This is a genomic window from Burkholderia pyrrocinia, from assembly GCF_018417535.1.
GTDB classification, from domain to species: domain Bacteria; phylum Pseudomonadota; class Gammaproteobacteria; order Burkholderiales; family Burkholderiaceae; genus Burkholderia; species Burkholderia pyrrocinia_E.
In genome coordinates this window covers 1,288,356-1,314,397 of record NZ_CP070977.1, presented here as the reverse complement: position 1 = coordinate 1,314,397, position 26,042 = coordinate 1,288,356, and the positions used below count along the sequence as shown (strand labels likewise).

The window sequence follows — 26,042 nt, the reverse complement described above, 5'->3', positions numbered from 1 at the left end:
TAACGTTTTTTTGCGGAATAGTCCGCGTCAAGGAGTTCCTCATGTCTGAAATCGCAGTGGTTTTTCATAGCGGCTACGGCCATGCGGCCGTCATTGCGGACGCGGTCGCTCGTGGTGTCGAGAAAGTCGACGGCGCGTCGGTCAAGCTGATCCCTGTCGACGCAATCGACGAACACTGGGAGTACCTGGAGCGCGATGCCAAGGCGATCGTCTTTGGTTCGCCGACCTACATGGGCAGCGCGTCCGCGCAGTTCAAGGGCTTCATGGACGCATCGTCGAAGTATTGGGGCAAGTGGCGAGACAAGCTGGCGGCCGGCTTTACCGTGTCGGCTTCGCAAAGCGGCGACAAGCTGGCGACGCTGCAGCAACTGGCTGTCTTCGCTGCCCAGCATCAGATGCTGTGGGTCAGCCTCGGTCTGATGCCCGGCAACAACAACAGCAAGGGTTCGGTCAACGATCTGAATCGGCTCGGGTCGTTCCTCGGTGCGATGGCGCAGGCAAACGCGGACGAGGGCGGCGATGCGATTCTCGAGAGCGATCGAAAGACGGCCGAAGTGTTGGGCGAACGCGTCGCGATTGCCGCGAAACGCTGGAACGGCGCCTGACGTTGGCGGCCGGGCGGTCGTGTGTCGATGGTCGTCCGGCTGGTGGATGGGTGGGGCCGATGCGTGATCGATGTGCTTGATGCGTGCCGTCTGCGTTCGCTGAATATTTCGAATTCGCGGCCCGGATCGCGCTTGGTTTTCCGGCGCCGGAAATGGAAAAAGGCCGGCAGAAGCCGACCTTTTTAGAAAACAGATGGTGCCCAGGAGAGGACTCGGTCACACATGCGCGACCCCGGCTGCGCTTGCAAGCGCAGCCTTTCGAGTCCTCGCGCAAAGCGCGCAGGCGCTTTGCTTCCTGGGCTTGAAATGAAAAAAGGCCGGCTAGAAGCCGACCTTTTTAGAAAACAGATGGTGCCCAGGAGAGGACTCGAACCTCCACGATGTTGCCACCGCTAGGACCTGAACCTAGTGCGTCTACCAATTCCGCCACCTGGGCACGTTTCGCTTGCTGCGATGCGAAGACGGCTATTTTAGCGTGTCGACGGAGTCTGTCAACACAATTTCATCCGAAGCGATAAAAATTCGTCCCTTGCGCGACGAGGTCTCACGCGCCGACCGGATCCGCGCGTTTCGCCGCGAAATTCCACCGCAGTGCCTGTCCCGTATCGACACGAGCCGGCAGCAGTCCGGCCGCGAGGAACGTGTCGGCGATCTTCTGCTGTTCGCCGAAGTTTTGCGCGACGACTGCGCGGACGAGGTAGCTGCGTCGCGCGTTCGCGCGCTCGATCGTCGCCGCGTCGAGCCCCCAGATCGGCGCGAGCGTATTCGCGGCCTCCTGAGGGTGGTCGCGCAGCCACGTGCCGGCCTGTGACAACTGGTCGAACAGGATCTGCACGACGTCGGGCCGCGCGGCGGCGAAACTGCTCGATGCGAGGTAGTAGCGCTGGTACGACGCAAGTCCGTTGCCGTCGGCCAGAATCCGTACGTCGGGATTCCGGTCGACCGACGCGACATAGGGATCCCACGTGATCCATGCATCCACGCTGCCGCGCTCGAATGCCGCGCGGCCGTCCGCGGGCGTCAGGTAGTGGATCGCCGCGTCGGCGGGCGCGAGCTTCGCACGTGCGAGCGCGGCGAGCAGCAGATAGTGGCTGCCGGCCGCCTTCGTGACCGCGATGCGCTTGCCCTTGAGATCGGCGAGCGTGCGCAGGGCACTGTCCTGCTTGACGACGATCGCCTGTGCCTTCGGCGACGGCGCTTCCTGCGCGACGTACACGAAACGCGCATGTGCGGCCTGTGCGAAGACCGGGACCGTGTCGGCGACGTCGGCGCTGAAATCGACGGCGCCGACGTTGAGCGCTTCGGTCAGCGGGAGTCCGCTCGCGAATTCATGCCACGACACCCGCAGGCCGAGCGGCGCAAGCGCCTGCTCGAGCGTGCCGCGCGTCTTGAGCAGCGTGATGAGCGTCGACGATTTCTGGTAGCCGATGCGCAGTGCGGCAGGCGCGTTCTCGGCGTGCGCTCGGACACCCGCGACAGTGAGGCTTGCGGCCAGCATCGCGCGCGCGAACGCGCGGCGGTTCATCGACGTCATGAATCGTGCTCCTCGTTGGGGTCATTTCGTTGAATCGAGCCGCCAAACGTACCAACGGGGACGGCAGACGATAACCGATAAATTCTGCTATCGATCCGACTGGCGGGCATAAGGAGGCGGGGGCCACCCTGGATCGGGCGCGCCCGTACGCTGGCCGGCGATCGATCCGTGCATTTTGTCTTCCGCTTGCATTTGACTGCATAGTCAAATATATTCTTTGCAGAAAGTTCGGAGTCAGCGATTGGCGTTGGTGCGGGCAAGACCCGCGGGCCGCGGCGATCGCTTTTTTTCCATCATTTATCTGACTTGTCAGTTAATTTTCCTCGACGCCGCGGCGGCTGTTCGCACGGCGCCTGATCAGAGGGACATCCGATGAAACCGTCTGAAAGTTCGGGTGCGCCGGCGCCCCTGACTGGCGCCAGCTTCGCGCTGGGTACGCTCGCGGTGGCGCTTGCCACGTTCATGAACGTGCTCGATTCGTCGATCGCCAATGTCGCGATTCCAACCATTTCGGGCAATCTCGGCGTGTCGATCGACGAGGGCACATGGGTCATCACGCTATTCTCGGCGGCCAACGCGGTGTCGATCCCGCTGACCGGCTGGCTCACGCAGCGGGTCGGGCAGGTGAAGCTGTTCGTCTGGGCCATCCTGCTGTTCGTGCTGTCGTCGGCAGCCTGCGGGCTCGCGCCCAACCTGACCGTGCTCCTTGCCGCGCGGATCGTCCAGGGTGCCGTGGCCGGGCCGCTCGTACCGTTGTCGCAAGCGTTGCTGCTCGCTTCGTTCCCGAAGGAGAAGAGTTCGAGCGCGCTGTCGCTGTGGGGGATGACGGCGACCGTCGGGCCGATTGCCGGCCCCGCGCTCGGCGGCTGGATCACGGACAACTACAGTTGGTCGTGGATCTTCTACATCAACGTGCCTGTCGGGCTGTTCGCCGCTGCCGTGATCTGGGCGCTCTATCGCAACCGCGAAACGCCGGCCCGCAAGCTGCCGATCGACAAGGTCGGGCTGATCGCGCTCGTCGTGTGGGTCGCCGCGCTGCAGGTCATGCTCGACAAGGGCAAGGATCTCGACTGGTTCAGTTCGTCGACGATCTGGATCCTGACTATCGTGGCGGTGGTCGGCTTTCTGTTCTTCCTGATCTGGGAGTTGACCGAAGCGCGCCCGATCGTCGATCTCAGGCTGTTCGCACAGCGAAATTTCCTCGGCGGAACGGTGGCCATTTCGATTGCGTTCGCGGTATTTTTCGCCAATCTCGTGATCCTGCCGCAATGGATCCAGGGCTCGCTCGGTTATCCGGTCGTCAATGCCGGCCTCGTGACCGCGCCGCTCGGCATCTTCGCGGTGATTCTCGCACCGTTGGTCGGCAAGGTGATGCCGAAGTCAGATATGCGCGTGCTCGTCACCCTCGCGTTTCTCGGCTTTGCCGGCGTGTTTTTCATGCGTTCGCGCTATACGACGGGCGTCGATACGTGGTCGCTCGTGGCGCCCACGTTGCTGCAAGGCATTCCGACGGCGTTCTTCATGACGCCGCTCACGTCGATCATCCTGTCGGGGCTGCCGCCCGAGCGCATCCCGGCGGCCGCGGGCCTGTCGAATTTCGCGCGCGTGTTCATGGGCGCGGTCGGCACGTCGCTCGCGAGCACCGGCTGGAACGACCGCACGATCCTGCATCATGCGCAACTGGCCGAGCAGGGCAGCGTGAGCAACCCGATCTTCGCGAGTGCGGTCGCCAGCGTGCAGGGCGCGCTCGACGGCGGCACGCCGAAAGCGCTCACGTTCCTCGAGGCGACGCTGAATGCGCAGGCAACGATGCTGGGGCTGAACGACATTTTCTGGTTGTCGGCGGTGATCTTCGTGCTGATCATCCCGCTGGTCTGGGTGACGCGGCCGGGCAAGGGCGTGGCAGCCGGGGCCGCGGCCGCCGGCGGGCATTGAGCCGGTGCGGGACGGCTCGCGTGCGGGATCGACGCGTCTTGAAAAATCCTGATATCGCAATTATTGTGTGCGTCAACAATATGCGATTCAGCCAGCACGATGGAACACTACACGCCGAAGAATTTCCTGCACACCGAGAGTGTGGGGTTTGCGCTCGCGAAGGCGCGTAACCTGGTCGCGTCCGAGATGGATGCGGCCTTGAAGGATCTCGACATCACGACGCAGCAGATGGGCGTCCTGCTGTCGATACGGATCGGCAGCGCGACGACGCCTTTCGAGTTGTCGAAGTTGCTCGGGGTCGACACGGGGTTGATGACGCGCCTGCTCGACAAGCTGGAGAGCAAGGGGCTCGTCGAGCGTTCGCGCAGCATGAGCGATCGGCGAGTCGTGAACCTCGCGTTGACGGAAGCGGGGCAGGCGGTTGCCGCGCAGATTCCGGAGATCGCACCGAAGGTGCTCAATGCCCGCTTGCGGAAATTTACGAAGGCCGAGTTCGACGAGCTGTGCCGGTTGCTGCGCAAGTTCATCGGCGAGTAAGCCGCGCTTTGCTTCCTGGGCTTGAAATGAAAAAAGGCCGGCTAGAAGCCGACCTTTTTTAGAAAACAGATGGTGCCCAGGAGAGGACTCGGTCACACATGCGCGACCCCGGCTGCGCTTGCAAGCGCAGCCTTTCGAGTCCTCACGCAAAGCGCGCAGGCGCTTTGCTTCCTGGGCTTGAAATGAAAAAAGGCCGGCAGAAGCCGACCTTTTTTAGAAAACAGATGGTGCCCAGGAGAGGACTCGAACCTCCACGATGTTGCCACCGCTAGGACCTGAACCTAGTGCGTCTACCAATTCCGCCACCTGGGCACGTTTTGCAGTAGCTGCTTGCTGCAAAGAAGCGAAATTATAGCGCCCCAATTTTTCGTGTCAACACTTTTTTGCGATGCATCGCAAACCGGCCGCCGTCGCGCCGGCCCGCGGCATTCCCGTTATTTGGCGACACAGGCCGGTGATAGAATGACTCGCCGCCGTCAATATAGAACTGTCTGACGGACACCTCTATGTTGATGCCGTGCACCATCAGTCAACGCAACGAGAACAATCATCGACAAACCCTTGAGCAAATATCCGTACCCCATTCCGAGCCGTGAAGAAATTCTCGGCGTGCTGCGTACGAGCGACGCGTCGCTGGCTGCCAACGACATCGCCGAAGCACTGTCGATCAAGCGTCAGGAGCGCGAAGGGTTCTTCCGGCGTGTCGCCGCGATGGAACGCGACGGCCAGATCCGCCTCGACAAGCGCGGCCACTACCAGTTGACGCATCCGTCGAACTTCGTCGCGGGGCGCGTGCAGGGGCATCGCGACGGCTACGGGTTCGTGATCCGCGACGACGGTCAGGACGACCTGTTCCTGCCGAACGGCGAAATGCAGAAGGTGATGCACAACGATCGCGTGCTCGCGCGGATCGTCGGCTACGATCGCCGCGGCCGACCGGAAGGGCATGTCGTCGAAGTCACCGAGCGCGCGAACAAGCGCGTGATCGGCCGCCTGCTCAACGAGAACGGTGCGCTGATCGTCGCGCCGGAAGACAAGCGCATCGGCCACGACATCCTGATCACGCAGAACGTGAAGAAGGCGAAGGTCGGGCAGGTCGTCGTCGTCGAGCTGACCGATTTCCCGAGCCGTCATTCGCAGCCGCTCGGCCGTGTCGTCGAAGTGCTCGGCGACATCGACGATCCGGGCATGGAAATCGAAATCGCGGTGCGCAAGTACGGCGTGCCGCATGAATTCAGTCAGCCGGCGCTCGACGAAGCCGCCGCGCTGCCCGACAAGGTGCGGCCGGCCGACCTGCGTTTCCGCGTCGACCTGCGCGACGTACCGCTCGTGACGATCGACGGCGAAGACGCACGCGACTTCGACGACGCCGTCTACTGCGAGCCGGTCAAGGTCGGCCGCGGCGACGGCTTCCGGCTGATCGTCGCGATCGCCGACGTGTCGTACTACGTACAGCCGGGCAACGGGCTCGATGCCGATGCACTCGAGCGCAGCACGTCGGTGTATTTCCCGCGCCGCGTGATCCCGATGCTGCCGGAGAAGCTGTCGAACGGCCTGTGCTCGCTGAACCCGCAGGTCGACCGCTGCGTGCTCGCGTGCGACATGGTGATCACCGCGCGCGGCGAGATCAAGGCGTACCAGTTCTATCCGGCCGTGATCCATTCGGCCGCGCGCCTCACGTACACCGAAGTCGCGGCCGTGCTGTCGAATACGAAGGGGCCGGAGGCTGCGCGCCGAGCGGACCTGCTGCCGCACCTGCAGAACCTGTACGGCGTCTACAAGTCGCTGTTCGCCGCACGGCAGAAGCGCGGCGCGATTGACTTCGATACGACCGAGACCTACATCGTCTGCAACTCGCAAGGCAAGATCGAGCAGATCGTGCCGCGCCAGCGCAACGATGCGCACAAGCTGATCGAGGAATGCATGCTGGCCGCGAACGTCTGCGCGGCCGACTTCCTGAAGCGCAACAAGCATCCGGGCCTGTACCGCGTGCACGCGGGGCCGACGCCGGAGAAGCTCGAGAACCTGCGCGCGTTCCTGCGCGGCATGGGCCTGTCGCTCGGCGGCGGCGACAAGCCGCATGCGAGCGACTACGCGGCGCTGATGGCGCAGATCCGCGACCGGCCCGACGCGCAGATGCTGCAGCCGATGCTGCTGCGTTCGATGCAGCAGGCCGTCTACAGCCCGGACAACATCGGCCACTTCGGTCTCGCGTACGAGGCGTACGCGCACTTCACGAGCCCGATCCGTCGTTATCCCGACCTGCTCACGCACCGCGCGATCTACGCGATCCTGTCCGGCAAGAAGTACGTGCCGAAGGCGCCGGAGGGCTTCGAGCTGAACACCGCGCTGTCGCCGCGTGCCCGCGCGATGCAGCAGGCCGACGACGAAGCGCGCGGCCGCTCGCGCCCGAACACGGCGATCTGGGAAGAGCTCGGCCTGCACTGCTCGGCGAACGAGCGGCGTGCGGACGAAGCGTCGCGCGACGTCGAGGCATGGCTCAAGTGCTACTTCATGCGCGACAAGCTCGGCGAGGAGTACGGCGGGATGGTGAACGGCGTCACGTCGTTCGGCATCTTCGTGCAGCTCGACACGCTGTTCATCGAAGGGCTCGTGCACGTCACCGAACTCGGCTCGGACTACTTCCAGTACGACGAGATCAAGAACGAACTGCGCGGCGAACGGACGGGCATCCGCTATCGGCTGTCGGACCGCGTGCGCGTGCAGGTGAGCCGTGTCGATCTCGACGCGCGCAAGATCGATTTCCGCCTCGTGCGCGATACGCCGGTGAAGGCGCCGCGTCCGTCGCCCGCGCCGGCTGCCGCGGGTGCCGGTGCCGGTGCCGATCGCAACGGCCCGCGCGTACGCGCGCTGCCGCAGGCGGAGGAGTTCGCACCGCGTCGCAAGAAGGCCGCGAGCGCGCCGAGCGTCGCGGTGAAGGAAGCGCATGCCGCGCGTGCCGCCGCGAAGAAGAAGGGCGGCGGCGGTGGCACTGGCGGTGCGGCGGCGAAACCGACCGCGAAAAAGCCGCGCGCCCGCAAGAAGTATTGAGCGTTCGGGGCGGCGCATGCGCACGCCCTGCAGTATCGAGAGACGCCGCGTCACCGGTCATCGGCCGGCTACGCGGCGCTTTCCTTTTCCATGGATCGCGGCTGCGCGCGTCGCGCGGCCGCACGTTTGATCGAAGGTTGTTCCAGTCATGTCACGTCTGAAGGTTCTTTACGGTTTTCATGCGGTGACCGCACGTTTGCGGCACGATGCATCGACGGTTGCGGAGGTGCTGTACGACCAGACGCGCCGCGACCGCCGCATGCAGGACTTCCTGCATACCGCGAAGGAAGCGGGCGTGCGGCTGATCGCGGCCGACGAAACGCGCCTGTGGGGCCTCGCCCATACCGAGCGTCACCAGGGCGTCGTCGCGCGTGTCGAGGACGTGCCGCTCGCGCAGAACCTGTCCGAGCTGCTCGACGGCATCCAGGGCCCCGCGCTGCTGCTTGTGCTCGACGGCGTCACCGATCCGCACAACCTCGGCGCGTGCCTGCGCGTTGCCGATTCGGCCGGCGCGCACGCGGTGATCGCGCCGCGCGACCGTGCGGTCGGCCTGAACGCGACCGCGGCCAAGGTGGCGAGCGGCGCGGCCGATACGGTCCCGTACATCACGGTGACGAACCTCGCGCGCGCGCTGCGCGAGCTGAAGGAGGCCGGCGTGTGGATCATCGGCACGTCGGACGAGGCGTCGGCGACGCTCTACGACACGAAGCTCGACGGCCCCGTCGCGCTCGTGATGGGCGCGGAAGGCGAAGGCATGCGCCGGCTCACGCGCGACACCTGCGACGACGTGATGAGCATCCCGATGGCCGGCAGCGTGGAAAGCCTGAACGTGTCGGTCGCAAGCGGCGTGTGTCTGTACGAAGCCGTGCGCCAGCGGCGCGTGAAGGGCTGACGCAACCCGTCTCGCGCGATGTGCGCGGGCCCGGGATGACCCGAACGACGCGTGCCGCGCTGCGATGCGGCACGCGGTTCTCCGGAACTCGCGACCGATGACCCCGTTTCGCCTCGGCGCATCATGCGCCGTGTTATGCCTGCTGGCTGCCTGCACGTCGCCGTCGCTCGTCGAACGCGGCACCTACTACGCCGACACGAGCCTGCAAGCGCGCGGTGCCGATTCGCGGATCCGCTTTCTCGTGATGCATTACACCGAAAGCGACGAAGCGAAGTCGCTGCGCACGCTGACGGGCGATTCGGTCAGCGTGCATTACGTCGTGCCGCCGCAGCCGCGCATCGAAGACGGGATGCCCGTCGTCTACCAGCTCGTTCCGGAATCGGAACGCGCATGGCATGCGGGCGTCAGCGAGTGGCAGGGCACGACCGAACTGAACGCGGCGTCGATCGGCATCGAGAACGTGAACCGCGGCCCGCTCGATCCGCAGAATCGCACCTGGCAGCCGTATCCGCCCGAACAGGTCGAAGCACTGACCCGTCTGTCGAAGGACATCGTCGCACGCTACGCGATCCCGCCGACGCGCGTGGTCGGGCACAGCGACATCGCCCCGCAACGCAAGATCGATCCCGGGCCGCTGTTCCCGTGGCATGCGCTTGCACAGGTCGGTGTCGGTGCATGGCCGGACGATGCAACCGTGGCCACGCGGCTCGGCGGTCGAGATCCGCACGCACTGGTCGATGTGCGCGAACTGCAGCTCAAGCTCGCGCGTTACGGCTACGACGTGCCGACCGACGGCGTGCTCGACGCTCGCACGCGGCGCGTATTCGCGGCGTTCCAGATGCATTTCCGGCCGTCCGACTATGCGGGCAATCCGGATGCCGAAAGCGACGCGATCGCGCAGGCATTGCTCGACAAGTACTTCCCCGGCACGCAACCGGCAGACAACGCGCCTGCGGCGGGTGCACCCTGAACGCTCGGCGCACCGCGCGCCGAAAAACGCGGGCCGTCATCCGAGTCCGGTAAACTGGCGGTTTTCCGCAATCCCGCAGCACGACCACTCCATGACTCAAGACGAACTCAAACGCCTCGTCGGCCAGGCCGCCGCCGATTACGTGATCCAGAACGTGCCGGAAGGCGCCGTGATCGGCGTCGGCACCGGCTCGACCGCCAACTGCTTCATCGACGCGCTCGCCGTCGTCAAGTCGCGCTATCGCGGCGCCGTGTCGAGCTCCGTCGCCACGACCGAACGCCTGAAATCGCACGGCATCAAGGTGTTCGACCTGAACGAGGTCGACTCGCTGCAGGTGTACGTCGACGGCGCCGACGAGATCGACGCGAGCGGCGCGATGATCAAGGGCGGCGGCGGCGCGCTGACGCGCGAGAAGATCGTCGCGTCGGTGGCCGACACGTTCGTCTGCATCGCCGATGCCAGCAAGCGCGTGCCGGTGCTCGGCGCGTTCCCGCTGCCGATCGAGGTCGTGCCGATGGCGCGCACGGCGATCGGCCGGCGCGTGACCGCGCTCGGCGGCGTGCCGGTGCTGCGCGTGACGAAGGACGGCGCACCGTACATCACCGACAACGGCAACGAGATCATCGACGTGAAGGGGCTGCAGATCGCCGATCCGCGCGGCTTCGAAGCGCAGGTGAATGCCTGGCCGGGCGTCGTGACGGTCGGGCTGTTTGCCGGGCGCGGTGCGAACCTGTGCTTGCTCGGCACGGAAAACGGCGTTGAAACGATCGTTTATTCGGCTAATTGAAAGAAATGAAAAGCAGTCCGTAGCGGCACGATGTCGACTGTATGTCGACTGTAATGGATTGCATGGTTAAATCTTGTGGAATTCAAGGCCCGGCAGGCGCAGCGCGCTTCCCGGGCCTTTTTTGAAGCCTTATAAATCACCCCGACAAAAAGAGGGATAACCCTGTCAGGTGTTTACCAGATAGCGAAATATCCTCGAACTCATCAACTTATAGATCATAAGAACAGTAGTAACCAGGGCCGGCGGAACTGCGGAGCAGGTGTTCGCAAATCGACGCACGGGGAGGTGTCATGGAGCAGGGCAAAGACCGGTCACTGGTCGCCAAAGTGATGGATGGGCTTGTCTCGGGTATCGTCGAAGACAAGTACGGCGGCATCTTGCCGCCGCAAGACGTGCTATCGAAAGAGTTCGATGTGAGTCGCACCGTGATGCGGGAAGCGCTGTCGATGTTGCTTGCGCGCGACATGCTGGACGTGCGGCCGAAAGTCGGCACGCGCGTGCGGCCGATGCGTGACTGGCGGATGATCGACGAAGATGTCGTGAGCTGGCGATTTCGGGCAAAACCCGATCCGCAGTTCATGCGCGACGTCATCGAATTCCGGATGCTGATCGAACCGCGCGCGACCGCGCAGGCGGCGGTGCGTGCGACGGCGGCCGACATCGCGGGCATTCGCGAAGCGTTCGATGCGTTCAAGGTGCTGCAGCCCGGCGATCCCGGCTACGACACGGCGGACGAGTTGCTGCACACGCGGATCGTGCAGGCGAGCGGCAACCAGTTCTTCCAGCAGATGGCGGCGATCGTGCGCGGTGCGGTGCGCCTCGTGAATCCGCGCGTCGTGAAGAAGGAGGGCGCACACGAAATCGCCGTCAAGGCGCATGCGCGTGTCGTCGACGCGATCGAGCGGCGCGATCCGCGCGAAGCCGAAGCGGCATCGCTCGCGCTGATCGATTTCAGCGCCGACGAGATCTCGCGCGATTTCTCCGTCGACGTTCCCGTGCGAGCCTGACGCTGCTCGTGTCGCTCATCCGTGTGCCGGCGAGCCGTTTATCATGACGGTCGGCCGGCGGCGTGCCGGCCACCGTCATACGACCGACACGGAAGATCAGGATGAACGACAACGACCATCGCCCGGTGCGCTTCGGCATCGTCGGCGCAGGCAGCATTGCGCGCCGCTTCGCGCAAAGCCTCGCGCACGTACCGGGTGCCACGCTCGCAGGCGCCTGGGCGCGCCGCGCCGACGCGACCGCGGCCTTTTGCGAGACGTGCGGCGGCACGCCTGCGGCCAGCCTCGAAGCGCTCCTCGCGAGCGATATCGACGCCGTCTACATCGCGACGCTCCATGACAGTCACGCGCAGTACACGCTGGCCGCGCTTGCCGCCGGCAAGGCCGTGCTGTGCGAAAAACCCGCGACGCTGAACGCGGCGCAACTCGACACCGTGCTGCGTGCGGCACGCGACGCCGGGCGGCTCTTCATGGAAGCGATGAAGCCGCCGTTCTTTCCGCTGTACCGTCAGTTGCGCGCGCACCTGCATGACGATCCGATCGGCGAGATCCGGCTCGTGCGCGCGGGGTGCGCATCGTCGTCGGTACCCGGTGACCATTCCGTCTATCGCCTCGATCGCGCGGGCGGCGCGCTGCTCGATATCGGGATCTACGAGGCGTTTCTCGCGGTCGACTGGCTCGGCGCGGCGCTCGACGTGCAGACGCTCGGCCGCGTCGGTGCGACCGGCGTCGACATGTTCGCGAGCCTGAACAGCCTGCATGCGAACGGCGGGATCGCGCAGCTCTTTTGCGGGCTCGACGTGATGGGGCGCGGCGACGCGCTGATCGCCGCGGCCGGCGGGCATGTGACGATTCACGAGAAGTGGTGGAACCCGGCGCGCGCGACGATCCGCTATGCGGACGGGCGCACCGTCGAACTCGACGCGCCGGTCGACGGCGGCGGGCTGAACTACGAGACCGCGCATTTCTGCGACCTGCTGCGCGCGGGCGAAACCGAAAGCCCGATCATGACGCACGACCATTCGCGGCAGATGATCGCGATGACCGATGCCGCACGTGCCGCGCTCGGCGTGCGCTATTCGGGCGAGTAGGCGGGAAGCAAGGGGCCGGGCCCGCGTGCGCGGCCCGGCGGATGGTGTGCGCTCAGTGCCGCGACGGCAGCGACAGGCGCTTTTCGTACCAGCGCTGCACCCATTCGAGGATCTGGCACAGGATCCAGTACACGGCCGCGGCGGCGAGATAGAGCGGCAGCGGCTGATAGGTCGCCGCGATGACTTCCTGCGCGCTGCGCAGCAGTTCGGTCACGGTGATCACGGACACGAGCGACGTGTCCTTGATCAGGCTGATCAGGCTGTTCGACAGGCTCGGCACCGCGATGCGCAGCGCCTGCGGGCCGATCACGTAGCGCAGCGTCTGCCCCCACGACAGCCCGAGGCTGTACGACGCGAGCCACTGGCCGCGGTGAATGCCGTTGATCGCGCCGCGCATGCTTTCGGACATGTAAGCCGCGACGTTTGCGGACAGTGCGATGACGCCGGCCGGCGTCGGGTCGAGCGAGATGCCGAGGCTCGGCAGCCCGTAGTAGATGACGAAGATCTGCACGAGTAGCGGCGTGCCGCGCATCAGGCTCACGTACGCGCGCGCGAGCCACGCTAGCGCGTTGACCCAGATGCGTTCGAAGCCGTCGAGCGGCTCGCTTTGCCGGATGCCCATCATCGCGAGCACGAGAGCGCCGAGCAGGCCGAACACCATCGACAGCACGGCGAACTTGACGGTCAGTACGGCGCCCTGGGCGAGCACCGGCAGCGATTGGACGAGCAGGGACGTTGTCGACATGGAATACGAATCGGATGCGAGCGCGAAAGCGCAATCATAAACCGGACGAATAAAACAAAGGGCGGCATCGTTGCGGATGCCGCCCTGTCCGGCCCGCCGTCAGGCGGGAAATGCAGGCGTGCTTACTTGATCGGTTTCGTCACGTCGATGCCGAACCACTTGTCCGAGATCTTCGTGAACGTGCCGTCGGCCGCGAGTTGCGCCATCGCGTCGTCGATCGCCTTCTGGAACTTCGGGTTGCCCTTCCTGAACGGGATGCCCGACGGGTTCGCCGAGCCGACGTTCGCGCCCGGGCGCAGCGGCAGTTGCGAATTCTTCGTCAGGTACGCGAGCATCAGGCGATCGTTGAGCGCGGCGTCGAGACGGCCGGCTGCGAGATCGCGCAGGTACTCGGGCGCGCCCGGGTACGTCTTCACGTCGACGCCGGGCACCGACTTCGCCATGTCCATGTAGTTCGTGCCGAGCGCGACGCCGAGCTTCTTGCCCTTCAGGTCGTCCAGCGACTTGAACTCACGCGTGTCGTCCTTGCGCTGGATCAGTTGCGCGGACGAGTACGTGTACGCCGGCGAGAAGTCGAGCGTTTCCTTGCGCTTGTCGGTGATGCCGACCTGGTTGGCAATCACGTCGAACTTGCCGGCCTGCAGGCCCGCGATGATGCCGCTCCATTCGGTCGTCACGAACTCGGCTTTCACGCCGAGCTTCGCGGCGACAGCCTTCGCGATGTCGACGTCGAAGCCGACGAGCTCGCCTTGCGGGTTCTTCGAGTTGAACGGCGGGAACGTGCCCTCGAGGCCGACTCGCAGCGTACCGCGTTGCTTCACCTGGTCGAGGAGGTCGGCCGCATGCGCGGTGGCGGCGGCGAACGACGTGCCGATCAGGCCGGCAACCAGCAGCTTCTTCAGCAGCGCAAATTTCATCGTGTGTTTCCTTGCCCTGTCCGGGTCAATGATTCTGATAGTGGCGCTGATGATAGCAAAAATGCAATCGACAGCTAAATATCGTTTGTTTATGCCTATATTACGCGGTGCGCTCGCGGGCGATGGCCTTCACGCATTCGGCGACGAGCGCGGGGCCGCGGTAGATGAAGCCCGTATAGAGCTGGACGAGCGCCGCGCCGGCCGCGAGCTTCGCCCGGGCGTCCTCGCCCGAGAAAATGCCGCCGACGCCGATGATCGGCACTTCGCTGCCGACTTCGGCATGCAGCTTGCGGATCACTTCGTTCGACGCGTCGAACACCGGCCGGCCCGACAGGCCGCCGGCCTCGTCCGCATGCGGCAGGCCCTGGACGGCCGCGCGCGACAGCGTGGTGTTGGTGGCGATCACCGCTTCGATCTTGTGGCGCAGCAGCGTGTCGCCGATTTCCTTGACCTGTTCGTCGTTGAGATCGGGCGCGATTTTCAGGGCGAGCGGCACGAGCTTGCCGTGCAGGTCGGCGAGGCGCTGCTGCTTGTCCTTCAGCGCGGCGAGCAGTGCGTCGAGCTCGCCCGCGCCCTGCAGCTGGCGCAGGTTCTTCGTGTTCGGCGACGAGATGTTGATCGTCACGTAGCTCGCGAACGGGTACACGCGCTCGAGGCAGTACAGGTAGTCCTCGGCGGCGCGCTCGATCGGCGTATCGGCGTTCTTGCCGATGTTCAGGCCCAGGATGCCGCGATAGCGGGCGGCCTGGACGTTCTTCACGAACTGGTCGACGCCGTGGTTGTTGAAGCCCATCCGGTTGATCAGCGCTTCGGCCTGCGGCAGGCGGAACATCCGCGGGCGCGGGTTGCCGGGCTGTGCGCGCGGCGTGACCGTGCCGACTTCGATGAAGCCGAAACCGAGCGCCGCGAGGCCGTCGATGGCCGCGCCGTCCTTGTCGAGGCCGGCTGCGAGGCCGACCGGGTTGCGGAACGTGAGCCCCATCACGGTGCGCGGCGCGTCGGGTACGCGGGCCGACAGCGCGCAGGCGAGGCCGGTGCGGCCGGCCGCGCCGAGCGCGCGCAGCGTGAGGTGGTGAGCGTCTTCCGCATCCATCTTGAACAGGGATGCGCGGGCCAGCGGATAAAGGGAACTGAACACGGGAATTGGGCGGACAGCCGGAATGAATGACAACCGGCTATTTTACCGGGAGTTGCGCGGCTGGGGCGCGCTTCGCTTCGTCGCCCCCGCGGCGCGCGTCAGCCCGAGCCGGAATGCCCGCCCGGCAGCGGCGCGCGGGCCAGCGCCGCGTCGACGGGCGGCAGGTCGACCCGATCCGGATCGAGTATCTTCCAGCGGCCGTCGATCAGCCCTTCGAGCGGATGGAAGTTCGCCTTGTACGCCATCTTCGGGCTCTCGCGGATCCAGTAGCCGAGATACACGTAGGGCAGGCCCAGGCTCTTCGCCTGCTCGATCTGCCACAGGATGTTGTAGGTGCCGTAGCTCGTGTGCCGATCGTCGGGCTCGAAGAACGTGTAGACCGACGACAGCCCGTCGCCGAGGATATCGATCATGCTGACCATGCGCAGCTTGCCGGGCTCGCCGCCCGGCGCGTCGAGGTCGCGGAATTCGACGAGGCGCGAGTTGATCCGGCTCTGCAGCAGGAACTGCTCGTACTGGTCGCGGCTGTCGCGATCCATGCCGCCGCCTGCGTGGCGCGCGGACTGGTAGCGCATGTAGAGCGCGTAGTGCTCTTCGTCGTAGTGCAGCGGCGAGACCGTCGCGACGAGCGCGCGGTGCCGCTTCCACATCCTGCGCTGCGTGCGCGACGGCTCGAACGCGTCGACGGGCACGCGCACCGGCACGCAGGCGCGGCAGCCGTCGCAGTACGGGCGATACGTGAAGACGCCCGAGCGGCGGAAGCCGGCCTTCACGAGTTCGGTGTAGATGTCGGAGTTGATCAGGTGGCTCGGCGTCGCGACTTGCGAGCGCGCGATGCGGCCGTCCAGATAGCTGCACGGATAGGGCGCCGTTGCATAGAATTGCAGCGCCGAAAGCGGTGAAAGCGGCAGCTCAGTCGGGTGAGTCATGGGCAGCTCTCGATGCAGGGAGGGAGTGCCGCGCTAGCGCTCGATCCCGGAGGGCGCCGCCGTTTCGGCGGCGCCCGTCAGCGCGGCGAGCACGCGCTTGTCGAACTGCCACGGAATCGGCGGTTCGGCTACCGCGCTGCGCACGTGAGCGACAAAGGCCTTGCGTGCGATCTCGCGGCCGCCGAGCGACGCTAGATGCGACGTATTCTGCTGGCAGTCTATCATCTCCAGCCCCTGGTCGCGAAGGTGGGCGACGAGCGCGGCCAGTGCGATTTTCGATGCGTCGGTGGCATCCGCATACATCGACTCGCCGAAAAACATCCGCCCGAACGACACGCCGTACAGGCCGCCGACACGGCGCCCGTCGTGCCACGTCTCGATGCTGTGCGCGTTGCCGGAGCGATAGAGCGACGTATACGCGTCGATGATCTCGGCCGTGATCCACGTGCCGCGCTGCCCGCGGCGCGGCGCCTGCGCGCAGGCACGCATCACGCCCGGAAAGTCGTGATCGACGCGCACTTCCCATGCGGGGTCGCGCAGCACTCGCTTCAGCGTCTTGCGCAGCGACGGCGACACCTTGAATTCGGCCGGCACGAGGATCATGCGCGGGTCGGGGCTCCACCACAGCACCGGCTGGCCGTCCGAGTACCACGGGAAGATGCCGCGCAGGTACGCGTCGATGAGGCGCGAAGGCAGCAGGTCGGCGCTCGCGGCGAGCAGCCCGGGCGCGCCGGTCGCGGGACCGAGCGCGCGTTCGATGGGCGGAAACGAATCGTCCGGGCCGAGCCAGGGGACCATGGGGGCGGGCTCAGCCGTTGCGCAGCGAGCGGAAGATATCGCCGGTGTGCACGCCGTAGTCGCCTGCGGCGCGATCGGCGAAGAAGAATCGCAGGGTCTGGCTGACGGTCGGGAACGCGATTTCGTCCCACGGGATGTCGGCTTCGTCGAACAGCTTCACTTCGAGGCTTTCCTCGCCGGCTTCGAAACCCGGATCGGTGAGCCGCGCGAGATAGAACAGGTGGACCTGGTGCACGTGCGGCACGTTGAGCAGCGTGAACAGGTTCTGCACCTCGACGCGTGCGCCGGCTTCCTCGAGCGTTTCGCGTGCAGCGGCTTCGGCCGTCGTCTCGCCCATTTCCATGAAGCCCGCGGGCAGCGTCCAGAACCCGTAGCGCGGTTCGATCGCGCGGCGGCACAGCAGGATCTGATCGCCCCAGACCGGGACCGTGCCGACGACGTTGCGCGGATTCTGGTAATGGATCGTGCCGCAGTGATCGCAGACGAAGCGCTCGCGGTTGTCGCCCGGAGGAATGCGCGCGATGACTTCGTGACCGCAGACGGAGCAGAATTTCATGTCGAGTGGAAGGGACGAGGTGATGCGAGTGTATCACCGGGGCGCGGCATTCTCGAACGCCTGCGGGCGGCGTGCCGCGCGAAGCGGAGGGCCACGCGTGCGCGAAGAGGGGACGGGGATCGGGTGCGGAAAAACAAAAAGCCCGGCACGGGGCCGGGCTTCCTGTATGAATCTGGACGTTGGTTGCGGGGGTAGGATTTGAACCTACGACCTTCGGGTTATGAGCCCGACGAGCTGCCAGACTGCTCCACCCCGCGTCCGTCGAAGAAATGAATTATAAGGAGTTCCCCGAACGCGTGCAAGCACTTTCTGACAATCGCGTGTCGCGTCCGGTGGGGGCGGTGCGCTGGGCGCGTGCGCTAGAATCGAGCGGTTTGTTTCGTCACTTCGGCAGCGGGGCCGTGCGCGATCGCATCGGCGCCGTTGCGACTCACCCAACTGCATCGACGGATTCATGGACATCGCTCACGATCTTCAATCGATCGGCGCGCAGGAACAGGCGCTCGTGTTTCCCCATTTCGACCCGGCCCGCGCGTGGGCGCTCGGCAACCGGATGCATGCGCTCGCGACGTCGCGCGGCCACGCGGTCGCGCTCGACATCGTCACGTTTGGCCAGCCGCTGTTCTACGCGGCGCTCGCCGGCGCGACACCCGACAACGCCGACTGGGTGCGCCGCAAGCGCAACGTCGTCGCGCATTTCCGGCGCAGCTCGTATGCGATCGGCCTGCGCATGCAGCAGGCCGGCGCCACGCTGGCGGACAAGCACGGGTTGCCGCTCGCCGAATATTCACCGCATGGCGGTTCGTTTCCGCTGACCGTCGCCGGTGCGGGCGTGATCGGATCGATCACCGCGTCGGGGCTGCCGCAGCGCGCGGACCACGAATTCGTCGTCGAAGCGCTGTGTGCCGAGCTCGGCCAGGACTACGCCGTGCTGGCCCTCGCGAGGAGCTGAGCGATGCAGCTTCCCGGATACGCGTGGCTCGCGATCGCGATCGTCGCGGAAGTGATCGGCACGTCCGCGCTGCGCGCGGCGGACGGCTTCACGCGCTTCTGGCCGTCGGCGCTCGTCGTCGCCGGTTACGGCATCGCGTTCTACTGCCTGTCGCTGACGCTGCGCACGATGCCCGTCGGCATCATCTATGCAGTCTGGTCGGGCGCCGGCATCGTGCTGATCACGCTCGTCGCGATGCTGCTCTATCGTCAGGTGCCGGACCTGCCGGCGGTGATCGGCCTCGGGCTGATCATCGCGGGCGTCGTGGTGCTGAACCTGTTCTCGAAGATGCAGGCGCACTGAACGTGCGACTGCCATTTGCCGGATGGCCCTCATGACCGATTCCACTTCCGCTGCCGTTTCCGCCGATTCCGCCCAGCCCGACGTGCGTGCCTATGTCGCGAACCGCATCGGCTTTCTCGAACTGAACCGGCCGAAGGCGCTGAACGCGCTGTCGGTCGGCATGATCCGGCTGATGCAGCAGGCGCTCGACGCGTGGCGCGACGATCCGGAGGTCGCCGCGGTCGTCGTGCACAGTCCGCATCCGCGCGCCTTCTGCGCGGGCGGCGACGTGCGCTTCTTCCACGACGCGTGGCAGCGCGGCGACCGCGATGCGGTCGACACGTTCTTCATCGACGAATACACGCTGAACCATGCGATCTTCACGTTTCCGAAGCCTTATATCGCGCTGATGCACGGCGTCGTGATGGGCGGCGGCATGGGTATTTCGCAGGCGGCGCGGCATACGGGCGGCCTGCGCGTCGTGACCGACTCGACGAAGATGGCGATGCCCGAAACGCGCATCGGCCTGTTCCCGGACGTCGGGATGAGCTGGTTTCTCGCGCGCACGCCCGGCGCGATCGGCCGCTATCTCGCCGTGACGGGGGCGCCGCTCGATGCGGCCGGTGCGTTGTATGCACAGCTCGCCGACGTCTATTTGCCCGATGCCGCGCTGCCGGCGCTGCTCGACACGCTGCGCAGCACGCGCATCGACAGCGGTGCGCAGGCCGTCGCCTGCGTGACCGACGCGGCTGCCGCGCACAAGGTCGTGCCGACTCCGGACACGTCGGTGCTGGCCGATGCGCGCGCCGGGATCGATCGCCATTTCGCGCAGCCCGACATCAACGCGATCCTCGCATCGCTCGAGGCCGAGCCGGATTGCGCGGCCGTCGACGGCTGGGTCGAGAAGGCGACCCACGCAATGCGCGGCCAACTGTCGCCGCTGTCGATGGCCGTGTCGCTCGAAGTCGTCGAACGCGCACGCGGTGCGACGATGGCCGATTGCCTGCGACGCGATCTCGATCTCACGCGCTCGACGTTCGCGCGCGGCGACGTGATCGAAGGCGTGCGTGCGCTGATCGTCGACAAGGATCAGCAGCCGGTCTGGCGCTTCAGGTCGGCCGCCGACGTCGGTCGCGCCGACGTGCTCGCGATGTTCGACAGTCCGTGGACGCCCGATACGCATCCGCTGCGGAACCTGAAGGACTGACGTCCGTCGGGCTGACCCAGGCGCGAGATGGAAACGAAAAGGCCGCCTGCATGCGCAGGCGGCCTTTTCGTTTATGGATGTCGATCGGTTTGCGGCGAAGCGCGCAGAGCCCGTGGCGGCGTTACTCGTCGCCCGCGTCGTCCGACATGAACGCACGCATGAACACGAGTGCGCCGAAGCCCCATACCGCGTTCGCCGCGAAGCCGGCCGCGAGCACCGGCATCATGTTGCCCGACGGCCAGATGCCGCGCAGCGGATCGATCGCGAATACGCGCGCGGCCGTCAGCACGATGCCGCCGAACATGAGTGCGCCGATCCACGACGCCTCGCGTTCCGGCGATACGCGCAACAGCCACGCCATCGGGATCGCGCAGCACGCGCTGATCAGCGCGTTCGCGACAAATTCAGGAATGCCGAGCGGCGCGAACGGCTGCGTGGAGAAGCCGGCCGAGGCGATCAGGTCCGCTGTGTGAAGGAGTGCGAGCGTGGCCTCGCGGAAGAACAGGGCGGCAAGGAAGCCGGACAGGAACGGCAGGATGACTTTCTGCATCGATGAGTGCACCGCAGGCGCGCACGGCCGGGGCCGTTCGCGCGGAGTTATTCGGATAGGTGCGTCATTATAGGGCCCGGCCGCCGCGATATTCGCTCCAGCGTCGTGCTAATCACGAAAGCGGAAAACCTAAGCTCAAAATAATCGTTCCAAAGCCCTGCACCGATCCCTAGACTGATTTCCCAGAAACAGCCGTGCAATCGCGTATTCGCCCGCTGCACGGCTTGACCGGCGAACCATCCCGATTCGAACGCACACCATGCATGCGCCGCGCATCCGCGACGCGAGCAGGGCGACGTTTTTTCCAAATTTCGGCAAGAACAGTCAAGCAGGAGCAGCAGATGAATGTGTTCTGGTTTATCCCCACGCATGGCGACAGCCGCTACCTCGGCACGGCCGAAGGCGCGCGCGCCGCGGATTACGACTATTTCAAGCAGGTCGCCGTCGCGGCCGACACGCTCGGGTACGACGGCGTGCTGCTGCCGACCGGTCGTTCCTGCGAGGATGCGTGGGTCGTTGCGTCGAGCCTCATTCCGGCGACGCAGCGCCTGAAGTTCCTGGTCGCGATCCGTCCCGGCATCGCGTCGCCCGGACTGTCGGCGCGGATGGCCGCGACGTTCGACCGCCTGTCGGGCGGCCGCCTGCTGATCAACGTCGTGACGGGCGGCGATGCGGCCGAACTCGAAGGCGACGGCCTCTTTGCCGATCACGACACGCGCTACGAGATCACCGACGACTTCCTGAACATCTGGCGCGGGCTGCTGTCCGCATCGCATGACAACGGCGGCTTCGACTACATCGGCAAGCATCTGCAGTCGAAGGGCGGCAAGGCGCTTTATCCGCCGGTGCAGCGTCCGCATCCGCCGCTGTGGTTCGGCGGTTCGTCGCCGGCCGCGCACGCGATCGCAGCCGATCACATCGATACCTACCTGACCTGGGGCGAGCCGCCCGAGGCCGTCGCGAAGAAGATCGCCGACATACGGGCCCGCGCGGAGGCGCGCGGCCGCAAGATCAAGTTCGGGATTCGCCTGCACGTGATCGTGCGCGAGACCGAGGACGAAGCATGGCGTGACGCCGAACGACTGATCAGCCGTCTCGACGACGACACGATCGCGCGTGCGCAGAAGGCGTTCGCGAACATGGATTCGGAAGGCCAGCGCCGGATGGCCGCGCTGCACGGCGGCAAGCGCGGCGGCCGCGAGGCGCTCGAGGTGTATCCGAACCTGTGGGCCGGTGTCGGTCTCGTGCGCGGCGGCGCGGGCACGGCGCTCGTCGGCAATCCCGAGCAGGTCGCCGAACGCATGCGCGAATACGCGGATCTCGGCATCGAGACGTTCATCCTGTCCGGCTACCCGCACCTCGAAGAATCGTATCGCTTTGCCGAACTCGTGTTCCCGCTGATCAAGGGCAAGGGCGCGGAGCGGCCGGCCGGCCCGCTGTCGGGGCCGTTCGGCGAGATCGTCGGCAACAACTATCTGCCGAAGGCGAGCCAGAGCTGAGCGAAGGGAGGCCTGCGATGACAACGAAAACGTCGACGACGGGGGCTGTCGTGGCCGCCCGTGCATGGCGCGGCGTCGCACCGTGGCTCGTGCCGCTCGCGCTGCTGCTTGCGTGGGAAGTCGGTGCGCGCACCGGCTGGCTGTCGACCCGCGTGCTGCCCGAGCCGGTTGCGGTCGTGCGCGCGGCGTGGTCGCTCGTGACGTCGGGCGAAATGTGGGCGAACGTGAAGGTGAGCACGTGGCGCGCGCTGTTCGGCTTTGCGATCGGCGGCGGCGTCGGCCTCGCGCTGGGGCTTGCAACCGGCCTGTCGAAGGCCGCCGAGGTCGCACTCGATTCGACGATCCAGATGATCCGCAACATCCCGGCGCTCGCGATGATTCCGCTCGTGATCCTGTGGTTCGGCATCGACGAGAAGGCGAAGCTGTTCCTGGTTGCGCTCGGCGTGTTCTTCCCGGTCTACATCAACACGTATCACGGGATCCGCTCGGTCGACACGAACCTGATCGAGATGGCGAAGAGTTACGGCGTGCGCGGCTTTGCGCTGTACCGCGACGTGATCCTCCCCGGTGCGTTGCCGTCGATCCTCGTCGGCGTGCGTTTCGCGCTCGGGCTGATGTGGGTGATGCTGATCGTCGCGGAAACGATCTCCGCGCAGTCGGGCATCGGCTACATGACGATGAACGCGCGCGAATTCCTGCAAACCGACGTGGTGGTGGTCGGCATCCTGCTGTACGCGGTGCTCGGCAAGCTGGCCGACGTGCTGGCGAAATGGCTCGAGCGCGTGACGCTGCGCTGGCACCCCGCTTACCAATCAGGAGCAAAAGCATGAATGCGACGACTTCGGCGGCCGCTTACGGCCTGCTCGCCGGCGCAGACCTCGAGGCCGAGCTTGCGCAGGCGCGTGTCACGGACGGCAATGCGCGAGACGCGGCGATCCTCGATCGCGACGGCAGCGCATCGGTCGTTCCACTCGCGCGGCGGCGGGCGGGAAGCCCGGCACCCGACGATGCGGTGACGCTGTCGGGCGTCAGCAAGCGTTATGGCGCGCGCACCGTGCTCGACAACGTCGAGCTCGGCATCGCGCGCGGCAGCTTCGTCGCGATCGTCGGCCGCAGCGGCTGCGGGAAATCGACACTGCTGCGTCTCGTCGCGGGACTCGAGCAGCCGAGCAGCGGCGCGCTCGTGACGCGCGGCGAGGGCGGCGGCGCGCTCGATACGCGGATCATGTTCCAGGATGCGCGCCTGCTGCCTTGGAAAACCGTGCTGCAGAACGTGATGCTCGGCCTCGGGCGCGGTGCGCGCGACGACGCACGCGCGGTGCTCGACGAGGTCGGCCTGCTGGAGCGGGCGAACGACTGGCCCGCGCAACTGTCGGGCGGCCAGCGGCAGCGTGTGTCATTGGCGCGCGCGCTCGTGCACCGGCCGCAATTGTTGTTGCTCGACGAGCCGCTCGGTGCGCTCGACGCGCTGACCCGCATCGAAATGCATGCGCTGATCGAGCGCCTGTGGCGCGAGCATCGGTTCACCGCGCTGCTTGTCACGCACGACGTGCAAGAGGCTGTCGCGCTCGGCGACCGCGTCCTGCTCATCGAGCAGGGGCGCGTGGCGCTCGACCAGCCCGTCCCCCTCGACCGGCCGCGCGCCCGCGCATCGGCGGCGTTTGCGGCGCTGGAAGATCGCGTGCTGAAGCGCGTGCTCGCCGGCGGGCCTGGCGCGGCCGAACCGGGCGAGCTGCATGAAGCAGACAACGTTCGACCGGTCGGGCAGATCCGCTGGGCCGTTTAAATCCGGGCGGCCCCGGCCGCCCGTTCTGAGACTTTTTTCTTCGGAGCGATCAACCCGATGAGCATCACTGCAATCAACGTGCGTAACCAGTTCAAAGGCAAGGTGAAGGAGATCATTCGCGGGCCGGTGGTGTCCGAGGTCGACGTCGAGACGCCGTTCGGCATCGTCACGTCGGTGATCACGACCCGCTCGGTCGACGAACTCGAACTGAAAGTCGGCGCGGAAGTCGTCGCGCTGGTGAAGTCGACCGAGGTATCGATCGCGCGTCTCTGAACGCGCGTTTCCTGCGCCGGTGCGGCGCCGGCGGGCAGCGTGCCCGCCGGCGTCGTCCGGTGCTCCCGCAGCGCGTTTGCCTCGGTATTCGGCGTCCGGACGAAGTGTTAGGATGGAACGACACCGATGCCGGAGGGCAACGCATGACCCCCATCCTTTCCCCCGAAGCCATCGAGGCGCTGAAGTGGATCGACCAGTTCGGCGAAAGCCGGCCGGTTCCCGCTGCGTTCGACGACGTCGTCTATGCGTTGCTGAACGAGGGGCTGATCTATCAGGCGGCGGCCGACCGGGTCGACCTGACTGCCGATGGCAAATCCTTTTTGTCCAACGAATACGATTGAGCGCACGGCGCCGGCTGCACGGGCGGCCAGGCGCCGCGTCGCCACGGAGCGTGCGATGGAACCGAGAGGCAGCGACCTCGGCGATTTCAGCGAGCCGTACCGCGGCTTCGAGATCGAGGTGAAGACCGAGCAGGTCTGGGACGGCGAGCATGCGCACTACCGCGTGCTGCAGGGCGACGCCGTGCGGATCGACTGGCGGCTCGTCAAGGTCGACGGGCTGCTGCTGACCGAACGGCGCGTGATCGAGCGGGTGCTCGACGCGGCGCGGCGGGCGGTCGATGCGGAACTGGGTGAGGGCGACTAGCGCCGGCGCCGGGCAGGTACGGCCCATGTTGCGGTAAAATGCTCGGTTGTTTCCGCGCCGCCTGGCCTGTTGCCCGAATTCCATGTCCGTACCGTCCTCGCTTCCTCCCCGCCGCGTATCCGTCGCGCCCATGCTCGACTGGACCGACCGCCATTGCCGGTCGTTCCACCGCACGCTGACGCGCGATACGTGGCTGTATACGGAGATGATCACGACGGGGGCGCTGCTGTTCGGCGATGCCCAGCGGCATCTCGCGTTCACGCCGAACGAATCGCCGGTCGCGCTGCAGCTCGGCGGCAGCGAACGCGACGATCTCGCGCGCGCCGCGAAGCTCGGCGAGCAGTGGGGCTACGACGAAATCAACCTGAATTGCGGATGTCCGTCCGAGCGTGTGCAGCGCGGCGCGTTCGGCGCGTGCCTGATGAACGAGCCGCAGCTCGTCGCCGACTGCGTGAAGGCGATGCGCGATGCGGTGTCGGTGCCGGTCACGGTCAAGCACCGGATCGGTGTCGACGCGGTCGAGGACTACACGTTCGTGCGCGACTTTGTCGGCACGGTGGCCGAGGCCGGCTGCGAAACGTTCGTCGTGCATGCGCGCAACGCGATCCTGAAGGGACTGTCGCCGAAGGAGAATCGCGAGATTCCGCCGCTCAAGTACGACTATGCGTATCAGTTGAAGCGCGATTTTCCGTCGCTGGAGATCGTCATCAACGGCGGCATCAAGACGCTCGACGAGGTCGCGCAGCATCTCGAGCATGTCGATGGCGTGATGCTGGGCCGCGAGGCGTATCACAACCCGTACGTGCTCGCGGAGGTCGATGCGCGCTTCTACGGATCGACGGGCGCGGTGCCGACACGCGAAGAAGCGGAAGCGCAACTGATCGAATACTGCGCGGCTGAGCTGAAGCGCGGGACCTACCTCGGCGCGATCGTGCGGCATGCGCTCGGGCTGTATCGCGGCATGCCCGGCGCACGCGGCTGGCGTCGCGTGCTGTCCGACAACAAGAAGCTCGCGCGCGGCGATCTGGCCGTGTTCGACGAGGCGCGTGCGCATCTGAACGAAGCCGAAGAAATTTTTGAAAAAAAGGCTTTGCAAGATTCAAAAGACTTCGTATAATCTTGCTTCTTCGCTGCTGAAACAAAGACGGCGAAGAGCAGAAAGCAGTATCAGTGGTGGCTGTAGCTCAGTTGGTAGAGTCCAGGATTGTGATTCCTGTCGTCGTGGGTTCGAGTCCCATCAGCCACCCCAAAAAATTCAAACACCTACAGCGCAAAGAAGCTGACGTGTTACAAGTTTTGGAAGATGAGATTCCAAAACTT

Annotated in this window: 27 protein-coding genes and 4 tRNA genes; 20 read left to right on the top strand and 11 right to left on the bottom strand. The window is 65.8% G+C overall.

The features are described 5' to 3' along the window. The first annotated feature begins 41 nt into the window (after nt 1-41). Complete coding sequence (locus JYG32_RS06210) at nt 42-605, top strand: flavodoxin family protein (RefSeq protein ID WP_174382914.1); 564 nt, start codon at nt 42-44, stop codon at nt 603-605. Nucleotides 606-954: 349 nt separating this feature from the next. Here the strand turns inward: JYG32_RS06210 and JYG32_RS06205 are convergent. Then, a tRNA-Leu gene (locus JYG32_RS06205) sits at nt 955-1,041 on the bottom strand. 108 nt (nt 1,042-1,149) lie between these two features. Then, nucleotides 1,150-2,139, bottom strand: coding sequence for an aliphatic sulfonate ABC transporter substrate-binding protein (locus tag JYG32_RS06200; RefSeq protein WP_174382913.1), 990 nt, complete (start codon nt 2,137-2,139; stop codon nt 1,150-1,152). Between the two features lie 372 nt (nt 2,140-2,511). On the opposite strand from JYG32_RS06200, the gene JYG32_RS06195 reads away from it, so the two are divergent. Both JYG32_RS06195 and JYG32_RS06190 read left to right on the top strand, forming a co-directional pair. Beyond that, the gene (locus JYG32_RS06195; RefSeq protein ID WP_213265000.1) at nt 2,512-4,074 is read left to right on the top strand and encodes a DHA2 family efflux MFS transporter permease subunit; all 1,563 of its coding nucleotides are present in this window, start codon (nt 2,512-2,514) and stop codon (nt 4,072-4,074) included. Nucleotides 4,075-4,173: 99 nt separating this feature from the next. After that, on the top strand, nt 4,174-4,611 hold the full coding sequence (locus tag JYG32_RS06190) for a MarR family winged helix-turn-helix transcriptional regulator (protein WP_174382911.1): 438 nt from the start codon (nt 4,174-4,176) through the stop codon (nt 4,609-4,611). A 225-nt stretch (nt 4,612-4,836) separates the two neighbouring features. Here JYG32_RS06190 and JYG32_RS06185 read toward each other — a convergent pair. Beyond that, nucleotides 4,837-4,923 (bottom strand) — tRNA-Leu (locus tag JYG32_RS06185). Between the two features lie 249 nt (nt 4,924-5,172). Between JYG32_RS06185 and rnr the strand changes: the two genes are divergently transcribed. From rnr to JYG32_RS06155, 6 genes are all read left to right on the top strand, one after another. Next, nucleotides 5,173-7,662, top strand: coding sequence for a ribonuclease R (rnr, locus tag JYG32_RS06180; RefSeq protein WP_213264999.1), 2,490 nt, complete (start codon nt 5,173-5,175; stop codon nt 7,660-7,662). A gap of 148 nt (nt 7,663-7,810) precedes the next feature. Next, on the top strand, nt 7,811-8,554 hold the full coding sequence (gene rlmB / locus JYG32_RS06175) for a 23S rRNA (guanosine(2251)-2'-O)-methyltransferase RlmB (protein WP_174381706.1): 744 nt from the start codon (nt 7,811-7,813) through the stop codon (nt 8,552-8,554). A gap of 97 nt (nt 8,555-8,651) precedes the next feature. Continuing rightward, nucleotides 8,652-9,524, top strand: a complete 873-nt coding sequence (locus JYG32_RS06170; RefSeq protein ID WP_213264998.1) for an N-acetylmuramoyl-L-alanine amidase — start codon at nt 8,652-8,654, stop codon at nt 9,522-9,524. A 91-nt stretch (nt 9,525-9,615) separates the two neighbouring features. After that, entirely contained in the window at nt 9,616-10,311 is a 696-nt protein-coding gene (gene rpiA, locus JYG32_RS06165; protein WP_213264997.1) for a ribose-5-phosphate isomerase RpiA, read from the top strand. Nucleotides 10,312-10,601: 290 nt separating this feature from the next. Further along, the gene (locus JYG32_RS06160; protein ID WP_096470823.1) at nt 10,602-11,318 is read left to right on the top strand and encodes a FadR/GntR family transcriptional regulator; all 717 of its coding nucleotides are present in this window, start codon (nt 10,602-10,604) and stop codon (nt 11,316-11,318) included. A gap of 101 nt (nt 11,319-11,419) precedes the next feature. Next, nucleotides 11,420-12,406 (top strand): Gfo/Idh/MocA family protein, encoded by a 987-nt coding sequence (locus tag JYG32_RS06155; RefSeq protein WP_213264996.1) that lies wholly within the window; start codon nt 11,420-11,422, stop codon nt 12,404-12,406. Between the two features lie 52 nt (nt 12,407-12,458). Here JYG32_RS06155 and JYG32_RS06150 read toward each other — a convergent pair whose 3' ends face one another. The 7 genes from JYG32_RS06150 to JYG32_RS06120 all read right to left on the bottom strand — a co-directional run bounded on the left by JYG32_RS06150 (nt 12,459) and on the right by JYG32_RS06120 (nt 17,746). Continuing rightward, on the bottom strand, nt 12,459-13,151 hold the full coding sequence (locus JYG32_RS06150; protein WP_174381703.1) for an amino acid ABC transporter permease: 693 nt from the start codon (nt 13,149-13,151) through the stop codon (nt 12,459-12,461). A 122-nt stretch (nt 13,152-13,273) separates the two neighbouring features. Next, nucleotides 13,274-14,068, bottom strand: coding sequence for a cystine ABC transporter substrate-binding protein (locus tag JYG32_RS06145; protein WP_174381702.1), 795 nt, complete (start codon nt 14,066-14,068; stop codon nt 13,274-13,276). A 100-nt stretch (nt 14,069-14,168) separates the two neighbouring features. Beyond that, nucleotides 14,169-15,206: a quinone-dependent dihydroorotate dehydrogenase gene (locus tag JYG32_RS06140; protein ID WP_213264995.1), complete on the bottom strand. Its 1,038-nt coding sequence runs from the start codon at nt 15,204-15,206 to the stop codon at nt 14,169-14,171. A 98-nt stretch (nt 15,207-15,304) separates the two neighbouring features. Beyond that, a complete protein-coding gene (locus JYG32_RS06135; RefSeq protein WP_174381700.1) occupies nt 15,305-16,135 on the bottom strand; it encodes an arginyltransferase in 831 nt (276 codons plus the stop codon). Nucleotides 16,136-16,168: 33 nt separating this feature from the next. Further along, nucleotides 16,169-16,933 carry a leucyl/phenylalanyl-tRNA--protein transferase gene (gene aat, locus JYG32_RS06130; protein ID WP_174381699.1) on the bottom strand — a complete coding sequence of 255 codons (765 nt, stop codon included), beginning with the start codon at nt 16,931-16,933 and terminating at the stop codon, nt 16,169-16,171. Nucleotides 16,934-16,943: 10 nt separating this feature from the next. Beyond that, nucleotides 16,944-17,489 (bottom strand): NUDIX hydrolase, encoded by a 546-nt coding sequence (locus JYG32_RS06125; RefSeq protein WP_021161562.1) that lies wholly within the window; start codon nt 17,487-17,489, stop codon nt 16,944-16,946. A 180-nt stretch (nt 17,490-17,669) separates the two neighbouring features. Beyond that, a tRNA-Met gene (locus tag JYG32_RS06120) sits at nt 17,670-17,746 on the bottom strand. 197 nt (nt 17,747-17,943) lie between these two features. Between JYG32_RS06120 and JYG32_RS06115 the strand changes: the two genes are divergently transcribed. Genes JYG32_RS06115 through JYG32_RS06105 form a run of 3 tightly spaced genes read left to right on the top strand, consistent with a single transcriptional unit; the run spans nt 17,944 to nt 19,969 of the window. Then, on the top strand, nt 17,944-18,441 hold the full coding sequence (locus JYG32_RS06115) for a heme-degrading domain-containing protein (RefSeq protein WP_174381698.1): 498 nt from the start codon (nt 17,944-17,946) through the stop codon (nt 18,439-18,441). A gap of 3 nt (nt 18,442-18,444) precedes the next feature. Next, nucleotides 18,445-18,783, top strand: coding sequence for a DMT family transporter (locus tag JYG32_RS06110; protein ID WP_174381697.1), 339 nt, complete (start codon nt 18,445-18,447; stop codon nt 18,781-18,783). A 31-nt stretch (nt 18,784-18,814) separates the two neighbouring features. Continuing rightward, nucleotides 18,815-19,969 (top strand): enoyl-CoA hydratase/isomerase family protein, encoded by a 1,155-nt coding sequence (locus JYG32_RS06105; protein ID WP_213264994.1) that lies wholly within the window; start codon nt 18,815-18,817, stop codon nt 19,967-19,969. A 121-nt stretch (nt 19,970-20,090) separates the two neighbouring features. Here JYG32_RS06105 and JYG32_RS06100 read toward each other — a convergent pair whose 3' ends face one another. Next, nucleotides 20,091-20,519: a hypothetical protein gene (locus JYG32_RS06100; protein WP_213264993.1), complete on the bottom strand. Its 429-nt coding sequence runs from the start codon at nt 20,517-20,519 to the stop codon at nt 20,091-20,093. Between the two features lie 341 nt (nt 20,520-20,860). Between JYG32_RS06100 and ssuD the strand changes: the two genes are divergently transcribed. The 8 genes from ssuD (at nt 20,861) to JYG32_RS06060 (ending at nt 25,971) form a co-directional block, all read left to right on the top strand. Further along, complete coding sequence (gene ssuD / locus JYG32_RS06095; protein ID WP_174381694.1) at nt 20,861-22,018, top strand: FMNH2-dependent alkanesulfonate monooxygenase; 1,158 nt, start codon at nt 20,861-20,863, stop codon at nt 22,016-22,018. 17 nt (nt 22,019-22,035) lie between these two features. Further along, on the top strand, nt 22,036-22,848 hold the full coding sequence (gene ssuC, locus JYG32_RS06090) for an aliphatic sulfonate ABC transporter permease SsuC (protein ID WP_213264992.1): 813 nt from the start codon (nt 22,036-22,038) through the stop codon (nt 22,846-22,848). Beyond that, nucleotides 22,845-23,804 (top strand): ATP-binding cassette domain-containing protein, encoded by a 960-nt coding sequence (locus JYG32_RS06085; RefSeq protein WP_213264991.1) that lies wholly within the window; start codon nt 22,845-22,847, stop codon nt 23,802-23,804. The genes ssuC and JYG32_RS06085 overlap by 4 nt, the downstream gene beginning before the upstream one ends. A gap of 57 nt (nt 23,805-23,861) precedes the next feature. After that, entirely contained in the window at nt 23,862-24,077 is a 216-nt protein-coding gene (locus JYG32_RS06080) for a TOBE domain-containing protein (protein ID WP_006400187.1), read from the top strand. Nucleotides 24,078-24,220: 143 nt separating this feature from the next. Then, nucleotides 24,221-24,418, top strand: a complete 198-nt coding sequence (locus tag JYG32_RS06075; protein ID WP_114176916.1) for a hypothetical protein — start codon at nt 24,221-24,223, stop codon at nt 24,416-24,418. A 55-nt stretch (nt 24,419-24,473) separates the two neighbouring features. Then, nucleotides 24,474-24,722: a hypothetical protein gene (locus tag JYG32_RS06070; RefSeq protein WP_174381691.1), complete on the top strand. Its 249-nt coding sequence runs from the start codon at nt 24,474-24,476 to the stop codon at nt 24,720-24,722. Nucleotides 24,723-24,852: 130 nt separating this feature from the next. Next, a complete protein-coding gene (gene dusA / locus JYG32_RS06065; protein WP_249744621.1) occupies nt 24,853-25,839 on the top strand; it encodes a tRNA dihydrouridine(20/20a) synthase DusA in 987 nt (328 codons plus the stop codon). 56 nt (nt 25,840-25,895) lie between these two features. Continuing rightward, nucleotides 25,896-25,971, top strand: a tRNA-His gene (locus JYG32_RS06060). The last annotated feature ends 71 nt before the right edge of the window (nt 25,972-26,042 follow it).

What these genes read in the sequence shown, in the direction of transcription:
- JYG32_RS06075 (WP_114176916.1), top strand. Translation starts at nt 24,221, where the DNA reads ATGACCCCCATCCTTTCCCCCGAAGCCATCGAGGCGCTGAAGTGGATC.
- JYG32_RS06135 (WP_174381700.1), bottom strand. Translation starts at nt 16,135, where the DNA reads ATGACTCACCCGACTGAGCTGCCGCTTTCACCGCTTTCGGCGCTGCAA.
- JYG32_RS06125 (WP_021161562.1), bottom strand. Translation starts at nt 17,489, where the DNA reads ATGAAATTCTGCTCCGTCTGCGGTCACGAAGTCATCGCGCGCATTCCT.
- aat (WP_174381699.1), bottom strand. Translation starts at nt 16,933, where the DNA reads ATGGTCCCCTGGCTCGGCCCGGACGATTCGTTTCCGCCCATCGAACGC.
- JYG32_RS06210 (WP_174382914.1), top strand. Translation starts at nt 42, where the DNA reads ATGTCTGAAATCGCAGTGGTTTTTCATAGCGGCTACGGCCATGCGGCC.
- JYG32_RS06105 (WP_213264994.1), top strand. Translation starts at nt 18,815, where the DNA reads ATGACCGATTCCACTTCCGCTGCCGTTTCCGCCGATTCCGCCCAGCCC.
- JYG32_RS06070 (WP_174381691.1), top strand. Translation starts at nt 24,474, where the DNA reads ATGGAACCGAGAGGCAGCGACCTCGGCGATTTCAGCGAGCCGTACCGC.
- JYG32_RS06080 (WP_006400187.1), top strand. Translation starts at nt 23,862, where the DNA reads ATGAGCATCACTGCAATCAACGTGCGTAACCAGTTCAAAGGCAAGGTG.
- JYG32_RS06160 (WP_096470823.1), top strand. Translation starts at nt 10,602, where the DNA reads ATGGAGCAGGGCAAAGACCGGTCACTGGTCGCCAAAGTGATGGATGGG.
- rlmB (WP_174381706.1), top strand. Translation starts at nt 7,811, where the DNA reads ATGTCACGTCTGAAGGTTCTTTACGGTTTTCATGCGGTGACCGCACGT.
- ssuC (WP_213264992.1), top strand. Translation starts at nt 22,036, where the DNA reads ATGACAACGAAAACGTCGACGACGGGGGCTGTCGTGGCCGCCCGTGCA.
- rpiA (WP_213264997.1), top strand. Translation starts at nt 9,616, where the DNA reads ATGACTCAAGACGAACTCAAACGCCTCGTCGGCCAGGCCGCCGCCGAT.
- JYG32_RS06110 (WP_174381697.1), top strand. Translation starts at nt 18,445, where the DNA reads ATGCAGCTTCCCGGATACGCGTGGCTCGCGATCGCGATCGTCGCGGAA.
- ssuD (WP_174381694.1), top strand. Translation starts at nt 20,861, where the DNA reads ATGAATGTGTTCTGGTTTATCCCCACGCATGGCGACAGCCGCTACCTC.
- JYG32_RS06100 (WP_213264993.1), bottom strand. Translation starts at nt 20,519, where the DNA reads ATGCAGAAAGTCATCCTGCCGTTCCTGTCCGGCTTCCTTGCCGCCCTG.
- JYG32_RS06200 (WP_174382913.1), bottom strand. Translation starts at nt 2,139, where the DNA reads ATGACGTCGATGAACCGCCGCGCGTTCGCGCGCGCGATGCTGGCCGCA.
- JYG32_RS06155 (WP_213264996.1), top strand. Translation starts at nt 11,420, where the DNA reads ATGAACGACAACGACCATCGCCCGGTGCGCTTCGGCATCGTCGGCGCA.
- JYG32_RS06145 (WP_174381702.1), bottom strand. Translation starts at nt 14,068, where the DNA reads ATGAAATTTGCGCTGCTGAAGAAGCTGCTGGTTGCCGGCCTGATCGGC.
- JYG32_RS06150 (WP_174381703.1), bottom strand. Translation starts at nt 13,151, where the DNA reads ATGTCGACAACGTCCCTGCTCGTCCAATCGCTGCCGGTGCTCGCCCAG.
- dusA (WP_249744621.1), top strand. Translation starts at nt 24,853, where the DNA reads ATGCTCGACTGGACCGACCGCCATTGCCGGTCGTTCCACCGCACGCTG.
- JYG32_RS06115 (WP_174381698.1), top strand. Translation starts at nt 17,944, where the DNA reads ATGGACATCGCTCACGATCTTCAATCGATCGGCGCGCAGGAACAGGCG.
- JYG32_RS06085 (WP_213264991.1), top strand. Translation starts at nt 22,845, where the DNA reads ATGAATGCGACGACTTCGGCGGCCGCTTACGGCCTGCTCGCCGGCGCA.
- JYG32_RS06170 (WP_213264998.1), top strand. Translation starts at nt 8,652, where the DNA reads ATGACCCCGTTTCGCCTCGGCGCATCATGCGCCGTGTTATGCCTGCTG.
- JYG32_RS06195 (WP_213265000.1), top strand. Translation starts at nt 2,512, where the DNA reads ATGAAACCGTCTGAAAGTTCGGGTGCGCCGGCGCCCCTGACTGGCGCC.
- JYG32_RS06190 (WP_174382911.1), top strand. Translation starts at nt 4,174, where the DNA reads ATGGAACACTACACGCCGAAGAATTTCCTGCACACCGAGAGTGTGGGG.